This window comes from Aminipila luticellarii (assembly GCF_004103735.1).
Taxonomy (GTDB): domain Bacteria; phylum Bacillota; class Clostridia; order Peptostreptococcales; family Anaerovoracaceae; genus Aminipila; species Aminipila luticellarii.
Window position 1 is genome coordinate 1043190 of record NZ_CP035281.1, and the last position, 17025, is coordinate 1060214.

General features: G+C 43.5%; 17 protein-coding genes. 16 read left to right on the plus strand and 1 reads right to left on the minus strand.

The features are described from left to right. The first annotated feature begins 69 nt into the window (after positions 1-69). The 11 genes from EQM06_RS04740 (at position 70) to EQM06_RS04790 (ending at position 11582) form a co-directional block, all read left to right on the plus strand. Positions 70-852, plus strand: a complete 783-nt coding sequence (locus EQM06_RS04740) for a hypothetical protein (RefSeq protein ID WP_128745233.1) — start codon at positions 70-72, stop codon at positions 850-852. A 130-nt stretch (positions 853-982) separates the two neighbouring features. After that, positions 983-1723 (plus strand): cell division ATP-binding protein FtsE, encoded by a 741-nt coding sequence (gene ftsE / locus EQM06_RS04745; RefSeq protein WP_128745234.1) that lies wholly within the window; start codon positions 983-985, stop codon positions 1721-1723. After that, a complete protein-coding gene (gene ftsX, locus EQM06_RS04750) occupies positions 1716-2609 on the plus strand; it encodes a permease-like cell division protein FtsX (protein ID WP_128745235.1) in 894 nt (297 codons plus the stop codon). The genes ftsE and ftsX overlap by 8 nt, the downstream gene beginning before the upstream one ends. Positions 2610-2630: 21 nt before the next feature. Next, complete coding sequence (locus tag EQM06_RS04755) at positions 2631-3755, plus strand: murein hydrolase activator EnvC family protein (protein ID WP_128745236.1); 1125 nt, start codon at positions 2631-2633, stop codon at positions 3753-3755. A gap of 86 nt (positions 3756-3841) precedes the next feature. After that, positions 3842-5596, plus strand: coding sequence for a single-stranded-DNA-specific exonuclease RecJ (gene recJ / locus EQM06_RS04760; RefSeq protein WP_164914351.1), 1755 nt, complete (start codon positions 3842-3844; stop codon positions 5594-5596). A 101-nt stretch (positions 5597-5697) separates the two neighbouring features. Next, positions 5698-6606, plus strand: a complete 909-nt coding sequence (locus tag EQM06_RS04765; protein WP_128745238.1) for a LysR family transcriptional regulator — start codon at positions 5698-5700, stop codon at positions 6604-6606. A 181-nt stretch (positions 6607-6787) separates the two neighbouring features. After that, positions 6788-7831 (plus strand): methionine ABC transporter ATP-binding protein, encoded by a 1044-nt coding sequence (locus tag EQM06_RS04770; protein ID WP_128745239.1) that lies wholly within the window; start codon positions 6788-6790, stop codon positions 7829-7831. Beyond that, positions 7815-8495 (plus strand): methionine ABC transporter permease, encoded by a 681-nt coding sequence (locus EQM06_RS04775; protein WP_128745240.1) that lies wholly within the window; start codon positions 7815-7817, stop codon positions 8493-8495. Before EQM06_RS04770 ends, EQM06_RS04775 begins: the two co-directional genes overlap by 17 nt. A gap of 54 nt (positions 8496-8549) precedes the next feature. After that, positions 8550-9509, plus strand: coding sequence for an L-lactate dehydrogenase (locus EQM06_RS04780; protein WP_128745241.1), 960 nt, complete (start codon positions 8550-8552; stop codon positions 9507-9509). A gap of 61 nt (positions 9510-9570) precedes the next feature. Next, positions 9571-10404 carry a MetQ/NlpA family ABC transporter substrate-binding protein gene (locus EQM06_RS04785; RefSeq protein ID WP_128745242.1) on the plus strand — a complete coding sequence of 278 codons (834 nt, stop codon included), beginning with the start codon at positions 9571-9573 and terminating at the stop codon, positions 10402-10404. Next, positions 10404-11582: a pyridoxal phosphate-dependent aminotransferase gene (locus tag EQM06_RS04790; RefSeq protein ID WP_330548367.1), complete on the plus strand. Its 1179-nt coding sequence runs from the start codon at positions 10404-10406 to the stop codon at positions 11580-11582. Before EQM06_RS04785 ends, EQM06_RS04790 begins: the two co-directional genes overlap by 1 nt. Here EQM06_RS04790 and EQM06_RS04795 read toward each other — a convergent pair. Next, positions 11579-12469 (minus strand): DMT family transporter, encoded by an 891-nt coding sequence (locus EQM06_RS04795; RefSeq protein WP_128745243.1) that lies wholly within the window; start codon positions 12467-12469, stop codon positions 11579-11581. The two genes, EQM06_RS04790 and EQM06_RS04795, sit on opposite strands and share 4 nt — an antisense overlap. Before the next feature lie 233 nt (positions 12470-12702). Between EQM06_RS04795 and EQM06_RS04800 the strand changes: the two genes are divergently transcribed. The 5 genes from EQM06_RS04800 (at position 12703) to EQM06_RS04820 (ending at position 16958) form a co-directional block, all read left to right on the plus strand. Then, positions 12703-14010, plus strand: a complete 1308-nt coding sequence (locus tag EQM06_RS04800; RefSeq protein WP_128745244.1) for an O-acetylhomoserine aminocarboxypropyltransferase/cysteine synthase family protein — start codon at positions 12703-12705, stop codon at positions 14008-14010. An 84-nt stretch (positions 14011-14094) separates the two neighbouring features. Beyond that, positions 14095-15273, plus strand: a complete 1179-nt coding sequence (locus EQM06_RS04805; RefSeq protein WP_128745245.1) for a S41 family peptidase — start codon at positions 14095-14097, stop codon at positions 15271-15273. A gap of 78 nt (positions 15274-15351) precedes the next feature. Then, complete coding sequence (locus EQM06_RS04810) at positions 15352-15651, plus strand: YerC/YecD family TrpR-related protein (RefSeq protein WP_128745246.1); 300 nt, start codon at positions 15352-15354, stop codon at positions 15649-15651. Between the two features lie 93 nt (positions 15652-15744). Continuing rightward, positions 15745-16338, plus strand: a complete 594-nt coding sequence (locus tag EQM06_RS04815) for a 4'-phosphopantetheinyl transferase family protein (RefSeq protein ID WP_128745247.1) — start codon at positions 15745-15747, stop codon at positions 16336-16338. 119 nt (positions 16339-16457) lie between these two features. After that, positions 16458-16958 (plus strand): regulatory protein RecX, encoded by a 501-nt coding sequence (locus EQM06_RS04820; RefSeq protein WP_128745248.1) that lies wholly within the window; start codon positions 16458-16460, stop codon positions 16956-16958. Positions 16959-17025 lie beyond the last annotated feature (67 nt).

Here is a 17025-nt window from a genome sequence, read left to right on the forward strand (position 1 = left end):
TAAAATATGTTTAAATAATACTAAGAGAAAGGGACAACTTTAAGAATCAGAGGAAAAGGAGGATTGCAGTTGAACAGGATTTTTGTGAGAGAGCAGGAGGAGGAAGAGTACCGGACGGTTAAAAGCCGTTGTAAAATCGGAGTGATGGGCATGGGAAATGGGGTAGGCACCAGTTTTTTGGCCACGGCCATGGCAAAAGAGTTAGCCAAAGAAAGGAAAAGGTATGTCACGTACCTTGAAATCAACAGAAATGAAAACAAAACCTTCCTCTACGACAGTCTGGGCATGGACAAGCGGTTCGCAGGGCGGACTTTTGTTGATTTTTATGATGAAACGACCAAGGGAAAAAGCATCGCAGGAATGGTAAATTTGGATGAACGAATTAACTGGGCTCTTTGCGTACCGGACCAGAAAGCCGCAATTCCCAAAAAAAGTCTGGAACCTATTGAACTGTGCAGGATGATAAACAACATTACAGGGGATCACATCCTGTGCGATATTACGTGGTGCAACGGATTGGAGCAGATTTTAAAGGAAATGGATGTGCTTATATTTGTTATGGATCCCATGCCATCCAAGCTGATCAAAGAATACGAAAATCTCTGCTTTATGAAAAGATGTCAGCTTTCCGGACAGAAGATCATTTGGGTGGTAAATAAATACAATGGCGGAGTCAACAAAAGAGAGTTCTACGACTTTGTCCGGGTGAAGCAATTTATAAAGGTTCCTTTCATTCTGCCGGAAGAAATGTACCTGGCCGAGTATAACTGCCGGATTCCATATAGCCTGAAATCCGTAAATGCGGTGCTAAATCAACCGATCAGACAGATACTCGACCGATGCCCCATTTAAATGTAATACTTTTGTAATAAAGGTTCCTATTTAAAAAACAACCGTTGTGCGTTATAATAAAAACTAGTGCTATATGTAATTTTATGTAGAACAAGAAATAATTTTGACGATAACAGGGAGGTTACCCTATATGATAGTTTTTGAAAACGTTACCAAGGCCTATAGAACCAATGTAGGCTTGGATAATGTTAGTGTTAAGATAGATAAAGGTGATTTTGTCTTTCTGGTGGGACCCAGCGGAGCGGGAAAATCCACTTTTATCAAGCTTATTCTGAAAGAAATTGATGCGGATTCGGGCAGCATTAAAGTAAACGGAACCGAAATAACAGATTTGCCTAACCGGAAGATTCCCAAGCTCAGGAGAAGTATGGGAATCGTGTTTCAGGATTTCAGGCTGCTGCCGAAAATGACCGTTTATGAAAATGTAGCGTTTGCCATGGAAATCATCCATATGAGCTCCAGAGCCATCCGAAGGCAGGTACCTCAAGTGCTTAGCCTTGTAGGGATCAGTAACAAGGCCAACAAATATCCGGATGAACTTTCTGCCGGTGAACAGCAGAGAGTGGCTATAGCCAGAGCGATTGTCAATAATCCCACCGTGCTTATAGCGGACGAGCCTACAGGAAATCTGGATCCCGACACAGCATGGGAAATTATGAGACTGTTGGAACAAATCAATCTGAGGGGAACAACCATCGTGATGGTGACTCATGCGAAGGATATTGTAGACAAAATGGGAAAGAGAGTTATTGTAATAGAGAAAGGTAAAGTCGTCAGGGACGACGTAGGAGCCTATCTAACAGGAGAAGATGCCCCGAAACATAAACATACGGGTATGTATATGGGAGGTGTATTTGGCAGCCATGTTTAACAGTATAAAATATACACTAAAGCAGGCATGTATCCAGGTCTTTCGAAACAGAACCATGAGTTTTGCTTCTGTTTTTTCAATCACAGCTATGATGTTGATACTGGGTCTGTTCTTCGTTTTAATCGTAAACATCAATATGGCCGCGGAAGCGGCAAAGCAGGAATACGATACCGTTCAGGTATACTTATTGGATGCCACCACATATGACCAGGCGGAGGCTATGATTTCAGAGGTGAAAGGAGTCCGCGGTGTGGCGGATGCCACATATCTTTCCAAAGAAGATGCTTTGGCAGATTGGAAATCCGACTGGGGGGAACAGGCCTATCTGTTGGATTCGCTGAACGGGAATCCTCTTCCCAACTCCATTATAGTCAAGGTGGATACGCTGGAGGCATCGGACAGCGTGGTGAGTGCGCTAAAACAGTATGATGGAGTGGAGGATGTAAAGTATTACAAAGAAACGGTGGAGAAATTAGTGAAGATTACGAACGCTATACAAATAGCGGCATTCGTTATTATGGTCTTTCTCGTGGTCGTTTCTGTGGTGGTCGTTTCCAATACCATCAAGCTGACCGTTCTGGCCAGATCAAGAGAAATAAGGATCATGAAGTACGTAGGAGCGACCAACTGGTTTATCAGAGGGCCATTTCTGCTGGAGGGGATTATAATCGGAATTATTTCAGCCGGAATTTCAGCCGGAGTCGTAGCCTTTGTATATGGTAAAGTGGTGAACCTGATCGGGCGGGATTTATTCCTTATATTATCCACGCCGATGGTCTCCCAGGGATTCTTGACGGCTCATCTGATTTATATCTTTTTAGCAATCGGCGTAAGCATTGGGGCTTGCGGAAGTATCGTTTCCATGAGAAGATTTTTGGACGCGTAGAAAGGGGATAGAGGAATACATATGAGAAAAGTAATATCCTATACTTTAGTATTTGTGTTGGTATTTTCTTTTGGAGCCGTAGGTCTTACATATGCCGGAAGCTCCACACAGAATCAGCTGAACGACGTAAACGGTCAGTTAAGCAATGTAAAGAGCCAGCTGAAGGAAGGAAAAAAGCTGGAAAATTCTTTAAATAAGGAAATACAGGATCTGGAAGGTAAAATCAATGCTTCACAAAAAGAGATCGATGCCTTGAACGGAAATATCACGGCTACTCAGAATAAGATCACGGAAGCATTAGCCCAGTTAGATCAGCTGGAAAAGGATATGGACGTACAGAATACCAATCTGAACAGCAGATTGAGAACTATGTATAAAAACGGTTCGGCAGGATTTGTAGATGTGCTGCTGGGCTCCACCAGTGTTACAGACCTTATGACCAATCTGGACAGAGTCCAGCGGATTTATGACAGTGATAAACAGCTGATGGAACAGCTCCAGCAGGAGCACAATATGATCGATGCGCAGAAAAAGAACCTGCTGAATCTTCAATCCCAGCTTGTGGCAACTAAACAGGAAGAAGCTGAAAAAAAGTCTGCACTGAGCGAGGATAAGTCTGTAGTTGCAGATAAGAAGGCAGAGGTCGCAAGCGACAATAAGGCCTTGGAGGAAATGGAGCAATCCTTCCTGGCAGAAGCCAACCGGCTGAAAGCGGAAATTTTAGCTTCCCAAAGCACAGGTACTACATATAAGGGCGGCAGTATGGCATGGCCTGCTCCCGGAGTTACGAAAATAACTTCCCCCTTTGGATACAGAATTCATCCGATTCTTAAGGTGAAAAAGCTTCATACCGGTGTGGATATCGGTGCACCTTCCGGAACTACAATCGTGGCTGCCAATGCAGGGACGGTCATCAAGGCAGGCTGGAATAACAGCTATGGCAACATGATCATGATCGACCATGGCGGCGGTATCGTAACCTTGTATGCACACAATTCCAGTTTGTTGGTGAAAACCGGAGATGTGGTGGCCAGAGGACAAGCTATTTCAAAATCGGGATCTACAGGACAGTCTACAGGTCCTCATCTTCACTTTGAGGTTCGTGTAAACGGAAACTATGTGGATCCGCTGAGCGGTTGGATATAAATAAACATCAGATCCATTCCTGTTTCGACATATAGAAACGGGAATGGATTTCATATTATATGAGGAAACTTGAGAGAAGTAATTTTATGGAAAAATGGATATTAGTAAACAGGCGTGCTGACTTAAAACGAATCGCGGAAACCTTTCATATCGATCCATTAGTGGCAAAATTAATGCGAAATCGGGATATCATAGAGGATCGGGACATTCAGGCTTATCTTTATCCAAGCTTGAAGGAGCTATACGATCCGTTTTTACTGAAGGATATGAAAAAAGCGGTGGAAATCGTAAAAACGGCCATTGAAAAAAAGCAGAAGATCATGGCAGTGACAGATTTTGATTGTGATGGAATCTGTACCGGCTATATTTTGAAGCACGGCCTTGAAAAGCTGGGAGCAGACGTCTGCGTGGAGATTCCGGAAAGGATTCGCGACGGATATGGAATAAATAGCCGTATCGTACAGGACGCAGCGGATCAGGGTGTAAAACTCATTATAACGGGGGATAATGGAATTGCGGCAAAAGAAATCATTGAAGAAGCAAAATCCTATGGAATAAAGGTGGTGGTGACCGACCATCACGAAGTTCCCTACACGGTAGAAAAGAATAAAAGGGTATACCAGCTGCCGGATGCAGATGCGGTGGTGGATCCGAAAAGGCAGGACTGTCCGTATCCTTATGACGGCATTTGCGGTGCAGTGGTGGCATGGAAGCTGATACAGGCTATATATATGAATATGGGCTTCGGTATGGAAAAGGCAGAAGAATTTTTGCCCTTTGCCGCTATTGCCACCGTGGCCGATGTAATGGATTTAAGAGACGAAAACCGAATCATAGTGAAGAACGGGCTTTCGGCCATCAACCAGACGAATCATATCGGTCTGAGGGAGCTGATCCGAGCAAACGGTCTGGAGCAAGTCACGTCCTATAGTATCGGATTCGTTCTCGGACCTTGCTTGAATTCCAGCGGACGTTTAAAAACAGCAGATCTTGCGCTAAAGCTTCTGGATACGCAGAATGTGGACGAGGCAAAGGAACTTGCCGCGCAGTTAAAGCTATTGAATCAGGAAAGAAAGGAACTGACGGAGAAGGGGATACAGCAAGCCAAAGCGGTGATAGAGGAAAACAAGCTGTATAACGATTCTGTTCTTTTAGTGAAATTGTCTGAGGTTCATGAAAGCATTGTCGGAATCATCGCAGGAAGGGTCAAGGAAACATACAATCGGCCGGTCATCGTACTGACCAACGTAAAAGACGGATTAAAGGGTTCCGGACGTTCGGTGGAGCAGTATGACATCTTCGAGAAGGTAAATCAGTTCAAGGGGCTGCTGAAACGGTTTGGCGGACACCCTATGGCCTGCGGCCTTTCTATGGAGGAAGCCAATGTTGATAAGCTGAGAGAAGGCCTGAACGGGGAAAGCGGATTGAGGGAAGAGGATCTGGTTCCTACGGTTCGTATTGACGCGCAGGTAGATCTTTCCTATTTTACGGAGGATGTAGTATGCGGATTGGAAGTGCTGGAGCCTTTTGGAAAGGGCAATACGAAGCCGGTGTTTGGTGAAAAACAGATCAAGGTAATGAGGCTTCGGTATATCGGGCAGAATAATCAGTATTTGCGCCTTACTATTTGTAATAAAAGCCCGGTGGAAAGAACGGCTCTCTTCTTTGGAGAGGCAGAGCAGTTTGTTGCTTATTTTACAGAAAAATATGGCAGGCAAGAAGTGGACAAGGCCTTTAGAAACCAAAAAAACAAAATAGAAATGACGATTACCTATTACCCTCAGATCAATGTATACAATGGAGTGTCTTCTGTTCAGTTCATTATCAGCCATTATCGGTAGAAGGAATAAATAATCTTGACAGGCAAGGGAGAAAAGAGTAATATCATATAAAACCTATGTAAATAATATGATATATTACAAATTGAGAAAGGCAGGTTGAGATGACACTTCAGCAAATGAAATATGCGATAGAAATCGCAGACAAGGGTTCGATCAATCTTGCAGCGAAGTCTCTGTTTATTTCCCAGCCCAGCCTATCGGGAACCATAAAAGAGCTGGAGGATGAAATCGGCATAGAAATTTTTATCCGTACCAATCGAGGGATTACCATCACTTCAGAGGGAAGTGAATTTTTGGGATACGCAAGGCAGGTAGTGGAACAGTACAACTTGATGGAAGAACAGTATATAGAAAAGAAGGTCCGAAAAAAATATTTTAGTGTGTCTACTCAGCACTATTCTTTTGCCGTAAAGGCCTTTGTGGAAATGGTCAAGCAATTTGATATGGATGAATATGAGTTTGCAGTGCATGAAACGAAAACCTACGAAGTCATTGACGACGTTAAGAACTTTAAGAGTGATGTAGGTATTCTTTATCTGGATGATTTTAACGAAAAGGTATTACGAAAGATTTTAAATGAAAATTCTTTGGAATTTATCGAGCTTTTTTCATGCGATACCTATGTGTATCTATGGAAGGGACATCCTTTGGCAAAGAACAGCATGATCACTATGGAAGAGCTGGAGAACTATCCATGTCTATCCTTTGAACAGGGGAAAAACAATTCTTTTTATTTTGCTGAAGAGGTTTTAAGCACCTACGAATATAAACGAATCATCAAAGCCAATGATCGGGCTACCATGCTGAATCTCATGGTAGGGCTCAACGGATATACCTTGTGCTCCGGAATTATCTGTGAAGAATTAAACGGAAAGGATTATCAGGCGATAAAGCTGGATTCGGATGAAGTGATGCATATTGGGTATATCAAACATAAGAGGATTCCATTGAGTCTGGAAGGCAAAAAGTATCTGGACGAATTATTGAAGTATAGGGAATTGGTATTGTAAATAAAATATTACAGAGAATTTAAGCTCCGCTTTCATAAATTGAGAGCGGTTTTTTTGTGTACAGAGTTTTGTTGTAGGTTGAACTTATAACAGGATATTGTTTTCAAGTATTAACACCTACTTTTCATATATGATAACATTAATTTAGAAACCGATAAAAAAAAAGGAGGAAAGTGAGCGCGTGATCAAATTTGAAAATATCAGTAAGACCTTTGAGTCTGGCGGTAAAACGGTGGAAGCGATCAAAAGAATAAACCTGAACATTGATGCAGGAAAAATATATGGCATTATCGGATTTTCGGGAGCGGGTAAGTCCACTCTGGTAAGGTGTATCAATTTGCTGGAAAGACCCACGGAAGGAAAAGTTTTTTTAGGAAGTACGGAGCTGACCGGACTGTCAGAAAGACAGCTTCGCAGGGAACGAAAGAAAATCGGTATGATATTTCAACAATTTAATTTGTTTTCGTCCAGAACCGTGCAGCAGAATGTAGCCTATCCTCTAAAGCATCAGGGAATGACCAAAAAGAAGGTGGATGAAAGGGTGGAGGAGCTGCTGCATTTGGTGGGCTTAGAAGATAAAGCAAAGATGTATCCTTCCCAGCTATCCGGGGGGCAGAAACAGCGAGTGGCCATCGCAAGAGCATTGGCGCACCAGCCGGAAATTCTGCTCAGTGATGAAGCTACCAGTGCACTGGATCCGCAGACCACAAGATCCATATTAAAGCTGTTAAAGCAGTTAAATGAAACGCTTGGAATCACCATAGTGGTGATCACCCATGAGATGCAAGTCGTAAAAGAAATCTGTGATAAGGTCGTGGTCATGGAAAACGGTGAAATTGTAGAGGAAGGGGAAGTCTTTCAGGTTTTTTCCAATCCAAAGAAAGACATTACAAAAAATTTTGTAGACAGTACTTCTAATTTATCTAAAATATATGAGCTGATGGAGTCTTCTGTTTCCGTTACGAAATTAAATAAAGGAGAATGCATTTTAAGGTTCAAATATTTGGAAAAAAATACATCTGAAGCTCTGGTATCGCAGATTTCAAGAAGATTCAATCTGGATGTAAATATTATTTTCGGAAATATTGAGCTGATTGGAGAAAATCCCATTGGCGGTCTGGTTTCAGTTGTGAAAGGGAGTAAGGAAGATATTGAGGCGGCCATGGATTATCTAAAGTCAAAGAATGTGGGAGTGGAGGTGATTCTGGATGCACGAGCTTCTTAATACGTATTGCCCGAATCTGATGACGAAGCTTCCCGACTTTTATGAAAGCATAGCTGAGACTCTGCAAATGGTTGTGAGGTCAGGCTGGATTTCTTTTATGATCGGATTGGTGCTGGGCATTTTACTGACGGTTACTAAAAAAGGCGGGATCCTTGAAAATCAAATTGTTTTTCAGATTCTGGATAAGGTCGTCAATTTTTTCCGGTCCATACCATTCATTATTTTGCTGGCAGGTCTGCTCCCTTTCACAAGAATGATAGCGGGGACAGCCATAGGTGTGGAGGGCGCCATTGTTCCGCTGATCTTTGGAACGGTTCCATTCTTTGCAAGACAAATTGAATCGGTGCTGGCGGAACTGAATCCGGGATTATTGGAAGCTGCAAAAGCGATGGGAGACGGGCCGATCAGAATTATTATCAGCGTTTATTTAAGAGAGAGCATTCCGGGAATTGTTCGGGCTACGACGATTACAACGATTAGTTTAATTGGGCTGACAGCCATGGCGGGCGCCGTTGGGGCCGGGGGACTGGGAGATTTTGCAATCCGGTTCGGCTATCAAAGAAATCAGGTGGATGTAACGTATGCTTCGGTTTTGGTATTGGTTCTTTTAGTCAGCCTGATACAGCTGGGCGGAAATCTCATTGCGAAAAAAAGCACCCATTAACGAACAAGCTTTCGGCACTATAGATGCCGGAATTACAACGAAAGGAGAAAGTTTATGACACTAAGAACCAGAAAAATAATTATTATCGGAGCGGGGCATGTAGGATCTCATGCGGGATATGCCTTAGCCTCCCAGGGACTGGCAGAGAAGATTGTCTATATTGATACAGATGAAGAGAAGGCTGGAGCGCAGGCATTAGATTTATTTGATGCAATGGCTTATCTTCCCCATCGTGTATTGGTTACAGCAGGGGACTACACAGAGGCTGCTGATGCGGATTTGCTGATTATAGCCGCAGGACCGCTTCCCGATATGGGTAAAGGCCAGTCTCGAATGGATACTCTGGCTCAGACGATTGAAATTCTGCAAGGCATTCTGGATGGAATCAAACAATCAGGCTTTCATGGAATCATAATCAGTGTTTCCAATCCGGCAGATGTTGTTGCCCACTATGTACAGCACCGGTTGGGGTATCCAAAAGAAAAAATTATTTCTACCAGCACGGTCTTGGATTCGGCAAGACTTAGAAGGGTTCTTTCAGAGAAAATCGGAATAGATCAGAAATCCATATATGCTTATGCACTGGGGGAGCACGGGGAAAGTCAGATGGTCGCTTGGTCCACTGTGACCATTGCCGGGAAACCTGTTTTAGAGTTGATGAAGGAAAAACCGGATAAATATGGGCAGCTGGATTTAGAAGCCATAGCGGAAGAAGGAAAAGCCGGAGGGTGGCATATTCTCGGTGGAAAAGGTTCAACCGAATTTGGAATCGGAGCGGCTATAGCGGAGGTAACGCGGGCTGTTTTTGCAGATGAAAAAAGAGTTCTCCCTGTCTCCGTTCTGTTAGAGGGGGAATATGGCCAGCGGGGGGTTTATGCTTCTGTTCCGGCAGTCCTTGGAATACATGGAGTGGAAGAAATCATAGAATTGAATCTAACCGAAGAAGAAAAGGCAAAATTTGATTGGTCTTGCCAAACTATGCGAGAAAATTATGAAATGGCATGCAAGCTATAGGAAGCTTTGATTTCGGTCATTTCCATACAATAAGAAATTAAATTTAAAGGAGGGTATGAATATGAAGAAAAAGACAGTTTTGGGACTTATTTTAGTCATTGTGTTGACCGTTGCCTTATCGGCCTGCGGAGATAAAAAAGAAAAGAATACCGGGAATGGTGAAAAGGTTGTTAAGGTCGGCGTAGTAGGCGAATCAAATGAAATGTGGGATCCGGTCATAAAGGAACTGGGAAAGGAAGGAATTCAGGTGGAGCTGATAAGCTTTACGGATTATGGAACGCCAAATCAAGCACTGGACAATGGAGAGATTGATTTAAATGCATTCCAGCATTATGCTTATCTAAATGAGGAAATTAAAAATAAAGGGTACAAAATAACGGCCATCGGAGACACCTTTATTTCCAGTATGAACATCTATTCGGATAAGGTTTCAGATGTGAAAGAAATTCAAAAAGACTCCAAAATTGCAGTACCTAACGATGCAACCAACGAAGGAAGGGCTTTAAAAATTTTGGAGGCTGCCGGATTGATAAAATTAAATAAGGCTGCCGGAGACAGTCCCGAGGTATCCGATATAACAGAAAATCCGCTAAATTTGGAATTAGTAGAGGCAGATGCAGCCAATGTATATTCTTTACTGCCGGATGTTGCAGCTGCTGTTATTAACTGCAACTATGCTTTGGATAATGGACTGAACCCGGCGAAGGATTCCATCTTTCAGGACAATCCAAGCTACTATACAGGAAAGAGCTATATTAATTTAATCGCTGCCAGAACTGCAGATAAAGAGAATGAAACGTATAAAAAAATAGTGAAGGCCTATCAATCAGAAGCCGTAAAGGAAGTATATGCCACAACCTTTAAAGGGTCTTATATCGCAGCGTGGAAGGAATAATGTACAATATGAAAGAATTGAGCAACAGAACAGCAGAATTTACAGATTCGGTCATTAGGAGAATGACAAGGATTTCAGATCAGTATGGTGCCGTAAATCTTTCCCAAGGAATGCCGGATTTTGAACCGCCCAAGGAAATATTGTCAAGATTAGTCGAAGCGGCCATGGAAGGCCCCCATCAGTATGCGACCACATGGGGGGCAAAAAATTTTAGGGAAGCATTAGCTTTCAAGCAGAATCATTTTTCCGGAATGAAAATAGATCCAAACACAGAGATCGTAGTTACCTGCGGGAGCACAGAAGCCATGATGGCTGCTATGTTGTCCGTTACAAACCCCGGAGATAAGGTGATTATTTTTTCACCATTTTATGAGAATTATGGAGCAGATACCATTTTAAGCGGAGCAGAGCCCATTTATGTACCCTTGATACCACCTGAATTTAAGTTCGATGCCAATGTACTAGAGGAGGCTTTCAAGCAGAATCCCAAAGCGTTGATCTTATGCAATCCGTCCAATCCTACCGGAAAAGTATTTACGCGGGAAGAATTGCAGCTGATTGCAGACATGGCAATCAAGTATGATGCTTATATTATTACAGATGAGGTGTATGAACACATTATATATGCTCCTTATGAACACGTTTATATGGCCGCACTGCCCGGTATGAAGGAACGCACCATAACGTGCAGTTCCTTGTCCAAAACTTATGCCATTACAGGATGGCGGCTGGGCTATGTGATCGCGCCGGAAAGAATCATAGACCGTATTAAAAAGGTACATGATTTCCTCACGGTAGGAGCGGCAGCCCCCTTGATGGAAGCCGCTGTTGTAGGGCTTCGCTTTGGGGAGGAATATTACAAGGAGGTGCAGAAGCACTATGCACATATGAAAAACCTGTTTTTAAAGGGCCTGGATGATATTGGGCTGAAATATATCGAACCCCAAGGGGCGTATTATGTCCTGGTGGATATCCGGGAATTTGGATACCAAAATGATCTGGAATTCTGTGAATGGCTTGCTAAGGAAGTAAAAGTCGGTGCCGTACCCGGCTCTGCCTTTTTCAAGGAAGAGGTGAATCATTTGATTCGATTGCATTTTGCCAAAAAAGACGAAACCTTGCAGCTTGCTCTTCAAAATCTATCCTCCATATATGTAAAGGCGGCTAAAGGGAATTAATCGGAAGCAGCAGCTTTGCTGCTGAGGATTTCCTGATACAGTAAGCTACAAATAACGAGTATTCCGCCGAGTATGGCGACGAGCCCCATTCTCTCGTGGAGAAGGAGCACCGATAAAAAGGCACCCGAAGTCGGTTCTATGGCAAATATAACACCGACCCGGTTAGAAGGCACATATTTCTGACAGACAGTTTGCAGAAGAAATGCGGCGCAGGTGCAAAATAAGCCGATGAACAACAGAATACCCCAATCCATTTTAGTAGGAGACGCCGTAAAATCACCAAGTACCAATGCCGTACAGAAGCCCCATACAGCGGTAAAGCACATCATCAGTATGGAAAGGAGTACGGGATTGGTATTTTCTCCTTTTTGGCTGATTCGGTCAAGGTAAATGATAGAAAAAGAACCTGTTAAGGAACTGCCCATGCAAATGATATCGCCCAGTGCCAGACCAAAGCCCATGCCGGGAGAATAGGATAGCAGAACGATGCCAGCAAGGCAGATAAAAACACTGATTGCGGTAGTCCTGGTGAATTTTTGCTTATATAGGATTAAATTGAGAATCGGAATGATAAGAAAACCTAAGCAGCTGAAAAAGGAGGCCTTGGCAGAGGTGGTATATTTTATGCCCACTGTGGTAAAGATGTATAGGGAAAAATTTAGCAGAGAGAGGATGAAAGCATTTTTTATCAGTTCTCTGCTAATAAATTTCAGCTGTTTATAGAACAGAATGCCTAATACTACTGCTGCTACGGCAAACCGTATGGATATGATGTAGAAGGTCGGTAAGGTTTCTACCGCTTTCAAGGCAGGGAAACCAAAACCCCACAGTAAAGCGCAAACCACAAGACCGGATACGGAAAGTATTTCTTTGTTATTTTCTTTCATGGATGCTGTTCTCCTCTTCTTTTATGTTGAAATAAAAGGTGTGAATGAACATAGTTTATCACAGGTCAGAAGCATGTGCAAATTCCATTTTGTTATAACCTCAGCTTATAACAGGCTGTATGTTATAAGTATTAACACCCCGGAATTCTCCGGGGTATAATGATAACTATACAAAAGGACAGTAAATCGTAATCCATATTTTATATAAAGAGTAAAAAAGAGAGGTAATCATTATGAGCAAGAAAACAAGAGAAAATAGAAATTTTAAATTTGAAACATTACAGCTGCATGTCGGACAGGAAAATGCAGATCCGGTAACAGACGCAAGAGCCGTTCCGATCTATCAGACCTCTTCCTATGTTTTTCATAACAGTGAACACGCTGCCGCAAGATTTGGATTGCAGGATGCGGGAAACATTTATGGAAGATTGACCAATCCTACGGAGGACATCTTTGAACAGAGAATCGCCAAGCTGGAAGGGGGAGTTGCCGCGCTGGCAGTAGCCTCGGGAGCGGCAGCCATTACATATGCCATTGAAAATATCGCCCAGAACGGCGATCATGTGGTAGCTGCCAAGAATATATACGGCGGTACCTTTAATTTTCTGGAGCATACAATCAAACAGTATGGAATAGAAACAACTTTTGTCGATCCGTTTGATTATGAAGAAGTGGATAAAGCCATCCAAGAAAACACAAAATTAGTTCTTATTGAAACCCTTGGAAATCCCAATTCAGATGTAGTAGACATTGAGAAGATCGCCTATATCGCCCATGCCCATCAGATTCCGCTTCTTGTTGATAACACTTTTGCAACGCCGTATCTGGTCAGACCTATTGAATACGGTGCCGATATTGTGGTTCATTCTGCAACAAAATTCATCGGCGGACACGGTACGACAATTGGCGGCGTCATTGTGGACAGCGGTAAGTTCGATTGGGAAGCAAGCGGAAAGTTCGCCTCGCTGACAGAGCCGAATCCAAGCTATCACGGAATCAGCTTTACGAAAGCAGTAGGGGCTGCTGCCTATGTGACAAAGATTCGTGCCATTCTTTTAAGAGATACCGGTGCAACCCTTTCCCCATTTCATGCCTTTTTCTTCCTTCAAGGGCTTGAAACGCTGTCGTTAAGAGTGGAAAGGCACGTTGAAAATGCCTTGAAGGTGGTGGAATATCTGAACAACCATCCACAGGTGGAGAAGGTGAACCATCCGGCTGTATCAGAGGATCCGGAACAGAAAGCTTTATATGCAAAATATTTTCCAAACGGTGGGGGTTCTATTTTTACCTTTGAGATTAAAGGTGACGATCAGAAGGCAAAAGATTTTATCGACCAGCTTGAACTGTTCTCTCTGCTTGCCAATGTAGCAGATGTAAAATCTCTGGTGATTCATCCGGCTTCCACCACTCATTCTCAGATGACAGAGGAAGAGCTTCTTGGATCAGGAATTAAGCGTAATACTATTCGTCTTTCCATAGGAACAGAAAATATTGATGATATTCTTGAGGATTTGGAGGAAGCTTTTAAAGCCGTACAGTAAAAAACATAATTTCCTGCTTAACGATACCCTGTAGATGTGCTAAAATGTAGTGTATATGAAAATAAATGGCGGAGGCAGGAAAGAATGCAAATAAAAAAACGGAATCTGGTTATCGTTATTGTTGTTGCTGCACTTTTTGGAAGCGTTGTTACCTTTGCGGGAATGAACTTTATACCCGGACAAAGTGTGAGGATAAGCAAAGACGATTACAGTGCATATAAGACCATCATGAGCAGATATGCAAAGGTGGAAGCTCTTTATGAAACGCTCAACAAGTATTATTATAAAGATCTGGATCAGGACAAATTAATTCAGGGAATGTGTTATGGACTCTTTGAAGGAACCGGTGACCCTTACACGAATTATATGTCCAAAGGAGAATACGATAATCTCATGGTCAAAACCACGGGAAAGCTGGAGGGCATAGGTGTGACCGTAGGAGCCAGCAGCGACGGATATATCGTGGTGGTTTCCACAGTCAAGGACAGCCCGGCCGAGAAGGCGGGAATTAAATCGGGTGATTTGATCCTTGCGGTGAACGATGTGTCTTATAAAGGCTCCCAGCTGGATACGGCTGTGGCAAATATGAGAGGCAAGGTCGGTTCCAAGGTCAAGGTAACGTATTTACGGGATGGGAAGAGTGTGGAAGCCAATTTAACAAGAGCCAGCATCAAGCTGGATTCTGTTTTTGCGGAAACCTTGGATCACAATATCGGCTATATCTATATCAGCAATTTTGAAACGGATACGGCAGCGGAGTTTAAAAAGGAATTGCACGGATTTGAGGTAAAGGGTGTAGACGGTGTTATAATCGACTTAAGAAATAATGGCGGTGGAGTCGTTGAAAGCGGAATAGAAGTGGCAGATCTTTTATTAGATGAAGGTGTTTTGGCTTATACGGAAGGGAAGTCGCAGGAGCGAACGTATATGAAGACCACCGCAGGGAAAACCTCTTTGCCGTATGTGCTCTTAATCAATGGAGGAACGGCCAGTACCTCTGAAATTGTAGCAGCCGGTATTAAAGACAATAAGGGCGGAAAAATCGTCGGAACGAAATCTTTTGGAAAGGGCGTGATTCAATCCTTAGCTCCTCTAAAAGAAGGGGATGCCGTTAAGATTACGATTGCTCAATATTTTTCACCTAAAGGAAAGGTCATTCAGGGGATTGGAGTGGAACCGGATTATGTGGTAGAACTGCCTGAAAACAGTAAGGTGGATACGCAGCTAAATAAAGCCGTTGAATTGCTGACCAATGATAAATAAATTTACCATTGACGTTTCACAAACGAAAGTGCTATAATCGTCCTGTAACGTGTTAAAGTGTTCGAAAGGAGCAGTATTATGGCATATGAATCAAAATTTAAACGCGAGGATATTGATGAATTGTTCAAGGCGATCCTGACCTTGCAGGATGAAGAGGATTGCTACAGATTCTTTGAGGATATTTGTACCATCAATGAAATCCATGCGATTGCGCAAAGGTTGCAGGTGGCGAAGCTGCTGTCTGAAAAGAAAACCTATAGCGAGATTGAGGAAGCTACCAAGGCGAGTACTGCAACGATCAGCAGGATCAATAAATGTCTGGTTTACGGCTCGGAAGGGTACCAGCGTGTTCTGGACAGACTGAATAACCAGAAATAAATTCTATTTCAATGTAATGCGGAAATAGTAAATAGGGCACCATGTATACAATAAGCTATATATGGTGCCTCTTTTGTGCAGGAGAAAACAGGAATGATATTGTATGTGTATAACGGAAAAGAGCATAAGGGGAAAAACGGGGAAGAGCTGATAAAAAGAGCGTTGAAGGATTATTCCGGAGACGTATATAAGGACGCTGTAATACGGCGGGGGAAACAGGGAAAGCCCTATTTTGAAAATGTACCCGTCAACTTTTCGGTCAGCCATTCGGGAAGCCTTTGGGTCTGTCTGGTAGCGGTATTTCCTGTGGGGGTGGATATTCAGCTATGTAAGGAGCTTCCCTATGAGAAGCTGGCAAAGCGCTTTTTTACGGAAGAAGAGGCGGCTTATGTTCAGCAGAAAGGGGCGGAGGCCTTTTTTCAGGTATGGACCAGGAAAGAAGCTTACGTGAAGTACACCGGGCTTGGATTTTCCGGACAGGGATTTTCCACCTTTTCGGTGGTGGAAAGGAGAAAGGACGGTTCCGGAGAATGGCGGCTGGCTTCCCGCATAGGGAATGATTTTGTGAAAGCCATAGAGGTGGAACAAGTCCAGAGCACAGAAGGCTTTTCCCTCCTTCCGGGAGAGAAAATCTTGGGAGCGGTGTGCGGACAGCAGCTCGAAGGCGTGCAGATAAAGAAATGGTAGGATTTTGGACAAGAAACAGGAGGCGAACCAGTGAATAGAGCGGAGCATGGAGAAGGCGGAGCAAGGGCGGCAGACAGCCATACGCCAGAGAGAAAGGAGAAAAAAAGAAGCCCGACCCCTTGGAAGCGGCCTTAAAGCATTTGGCCTATCGGGATCGGACTTGTGAGGAAATGCTCCGGTATCTGGAAGAAAAGGCGTACGATCAGGAGGACATTCAGCAAGCCATGATCGATCTGCTGGAGAGGCATTACCTGGACGATGAGGCTTATGTGGAGCGATATGTGGAATACGGCATCTCCAAAGGAAAAGGAGCGGCCAGGATCCGCCATGAGCTGCGGCAGAAGGGTATCTCCAAGCTGCTTTTGGAAGAGCTTGGAGATCGCTTTGAGGAATTGGACAAACCTGCAGAGAGGGGCAGGGCTTTAGAACAGGGGCAGAAGCTTCTGGCTAGTCTGGGCTGGACAGAACCGGATGGAGAACCAGCGGATTATGAAGACAAGAGGCAGCGGTATAAAGAACTGCAGAAGGTAAAGGCAAAGGTGGCCAGAAGGCTGGAAAGCCAGGGCTATTCCATGGATGAGATCTTCTACGTACTGGGAGAGCTTTTTTCTGGAGAGTAAAGCTTATGCTGCTCTGCGCCATCAGACGGAGACATGCCGGGGGTATACATTTAATTTCCATTGGAAA

Bases quoted from the DNA above. Each gene is read 5' to 3' on its own strand.
- ftsE (WP_128745234.1), top strand. From the start codon at position 983: ATGATAGTTTTTGAAAACGTTACCAAGGCCTATAGAACCAATGTAGGC.
- ftsX (WP_128745235.1), top strand. From the start codon at position 1,716: ATGTTTAACAGTATAAAATATACACTAAAGCAGGCATGTATCCAGGTC.
- EQM06_RS04755 (WP_128745236.1), top strand. From the start codon at position 2,631: ATGAGAAAAGTAATATCCTATACTTTAGTATTTGTGTTGGTATTTTCT.
- recJ (WP_164914351.1), top strand. From the start codon at position 3,842: ATGGAAAAATGGATATTAGTAAACAGGCGTGCTGACTTAAAACGAATC.
- EQM06_RS04765 (WP_128745238.1), top strand. From the start codon at position 5,698: ATGACACTTCAGCAAATGAAATATGCGATAGAAATCGCAGACAAGGGT.
- EQM06_RS04775 (WP_128745240.1), top strand. From the start codon at position 7,815: ATGCACGAGCTTCTTAATACGTATTGCCCGAATCTGATGACGAAGCTT.
- EQM06_RS04780 (WP_128745241.1), top strand. From the start codon at position 8,550: ATGACACTAAGAACCAGAAAAATAATTATTATCGGAGCGGGGCATGTA.
- EQM06_RS04785 (WP_128745242.1), top strand. From the start codon at position 9,571: ATGAAGAAAAAGACAGTTTTGGGACTTATTTTAGTCATTGTGTTGACC.
- EQM06_RS04790 (WP_330548367.1), top strand. From the start codon at position 10,404: ATGTACAATATGAAAGAATTGAGCAACAGAACAGCAGAATTTACAGAT.
- EQM06_RS04795 (WP_128745243.1), bottom strand. From the start codon at position 12,469: ATGAAAGAAAATAACAAAGAAATACTTTCCGTATCCGGTCTTGTGGTT.
- EQM06_RS04800 (WP_128745244.1), top strand. From the start codon at position 12,703: ATGAGCAAGAAAACAAGAGAAAATAGAAATTTTAAATTTGAAACATTA.
- EQM06_RS04805 (WP_128745245.1), top strand. From the start codon at position 14,095: ATGCAAATAAAAAAACGGAATCTGGTTATCGTTATTGTTGTTGCTGCA.
- EQM06_RS04810 (WP_128745246.1), top strand. From the start codon at position 15,352: ATGGCATATGAATCAAAATTTAAACGCGAGGATATTGATGAATTGTTC.
- EQM06_RS04815 (WP_128745247.1), top strand. From the start codon at position 15,745: ATGATATTGTATGTGTATAACGGAAAAGAGCATAAGGGGAAAAACGGG.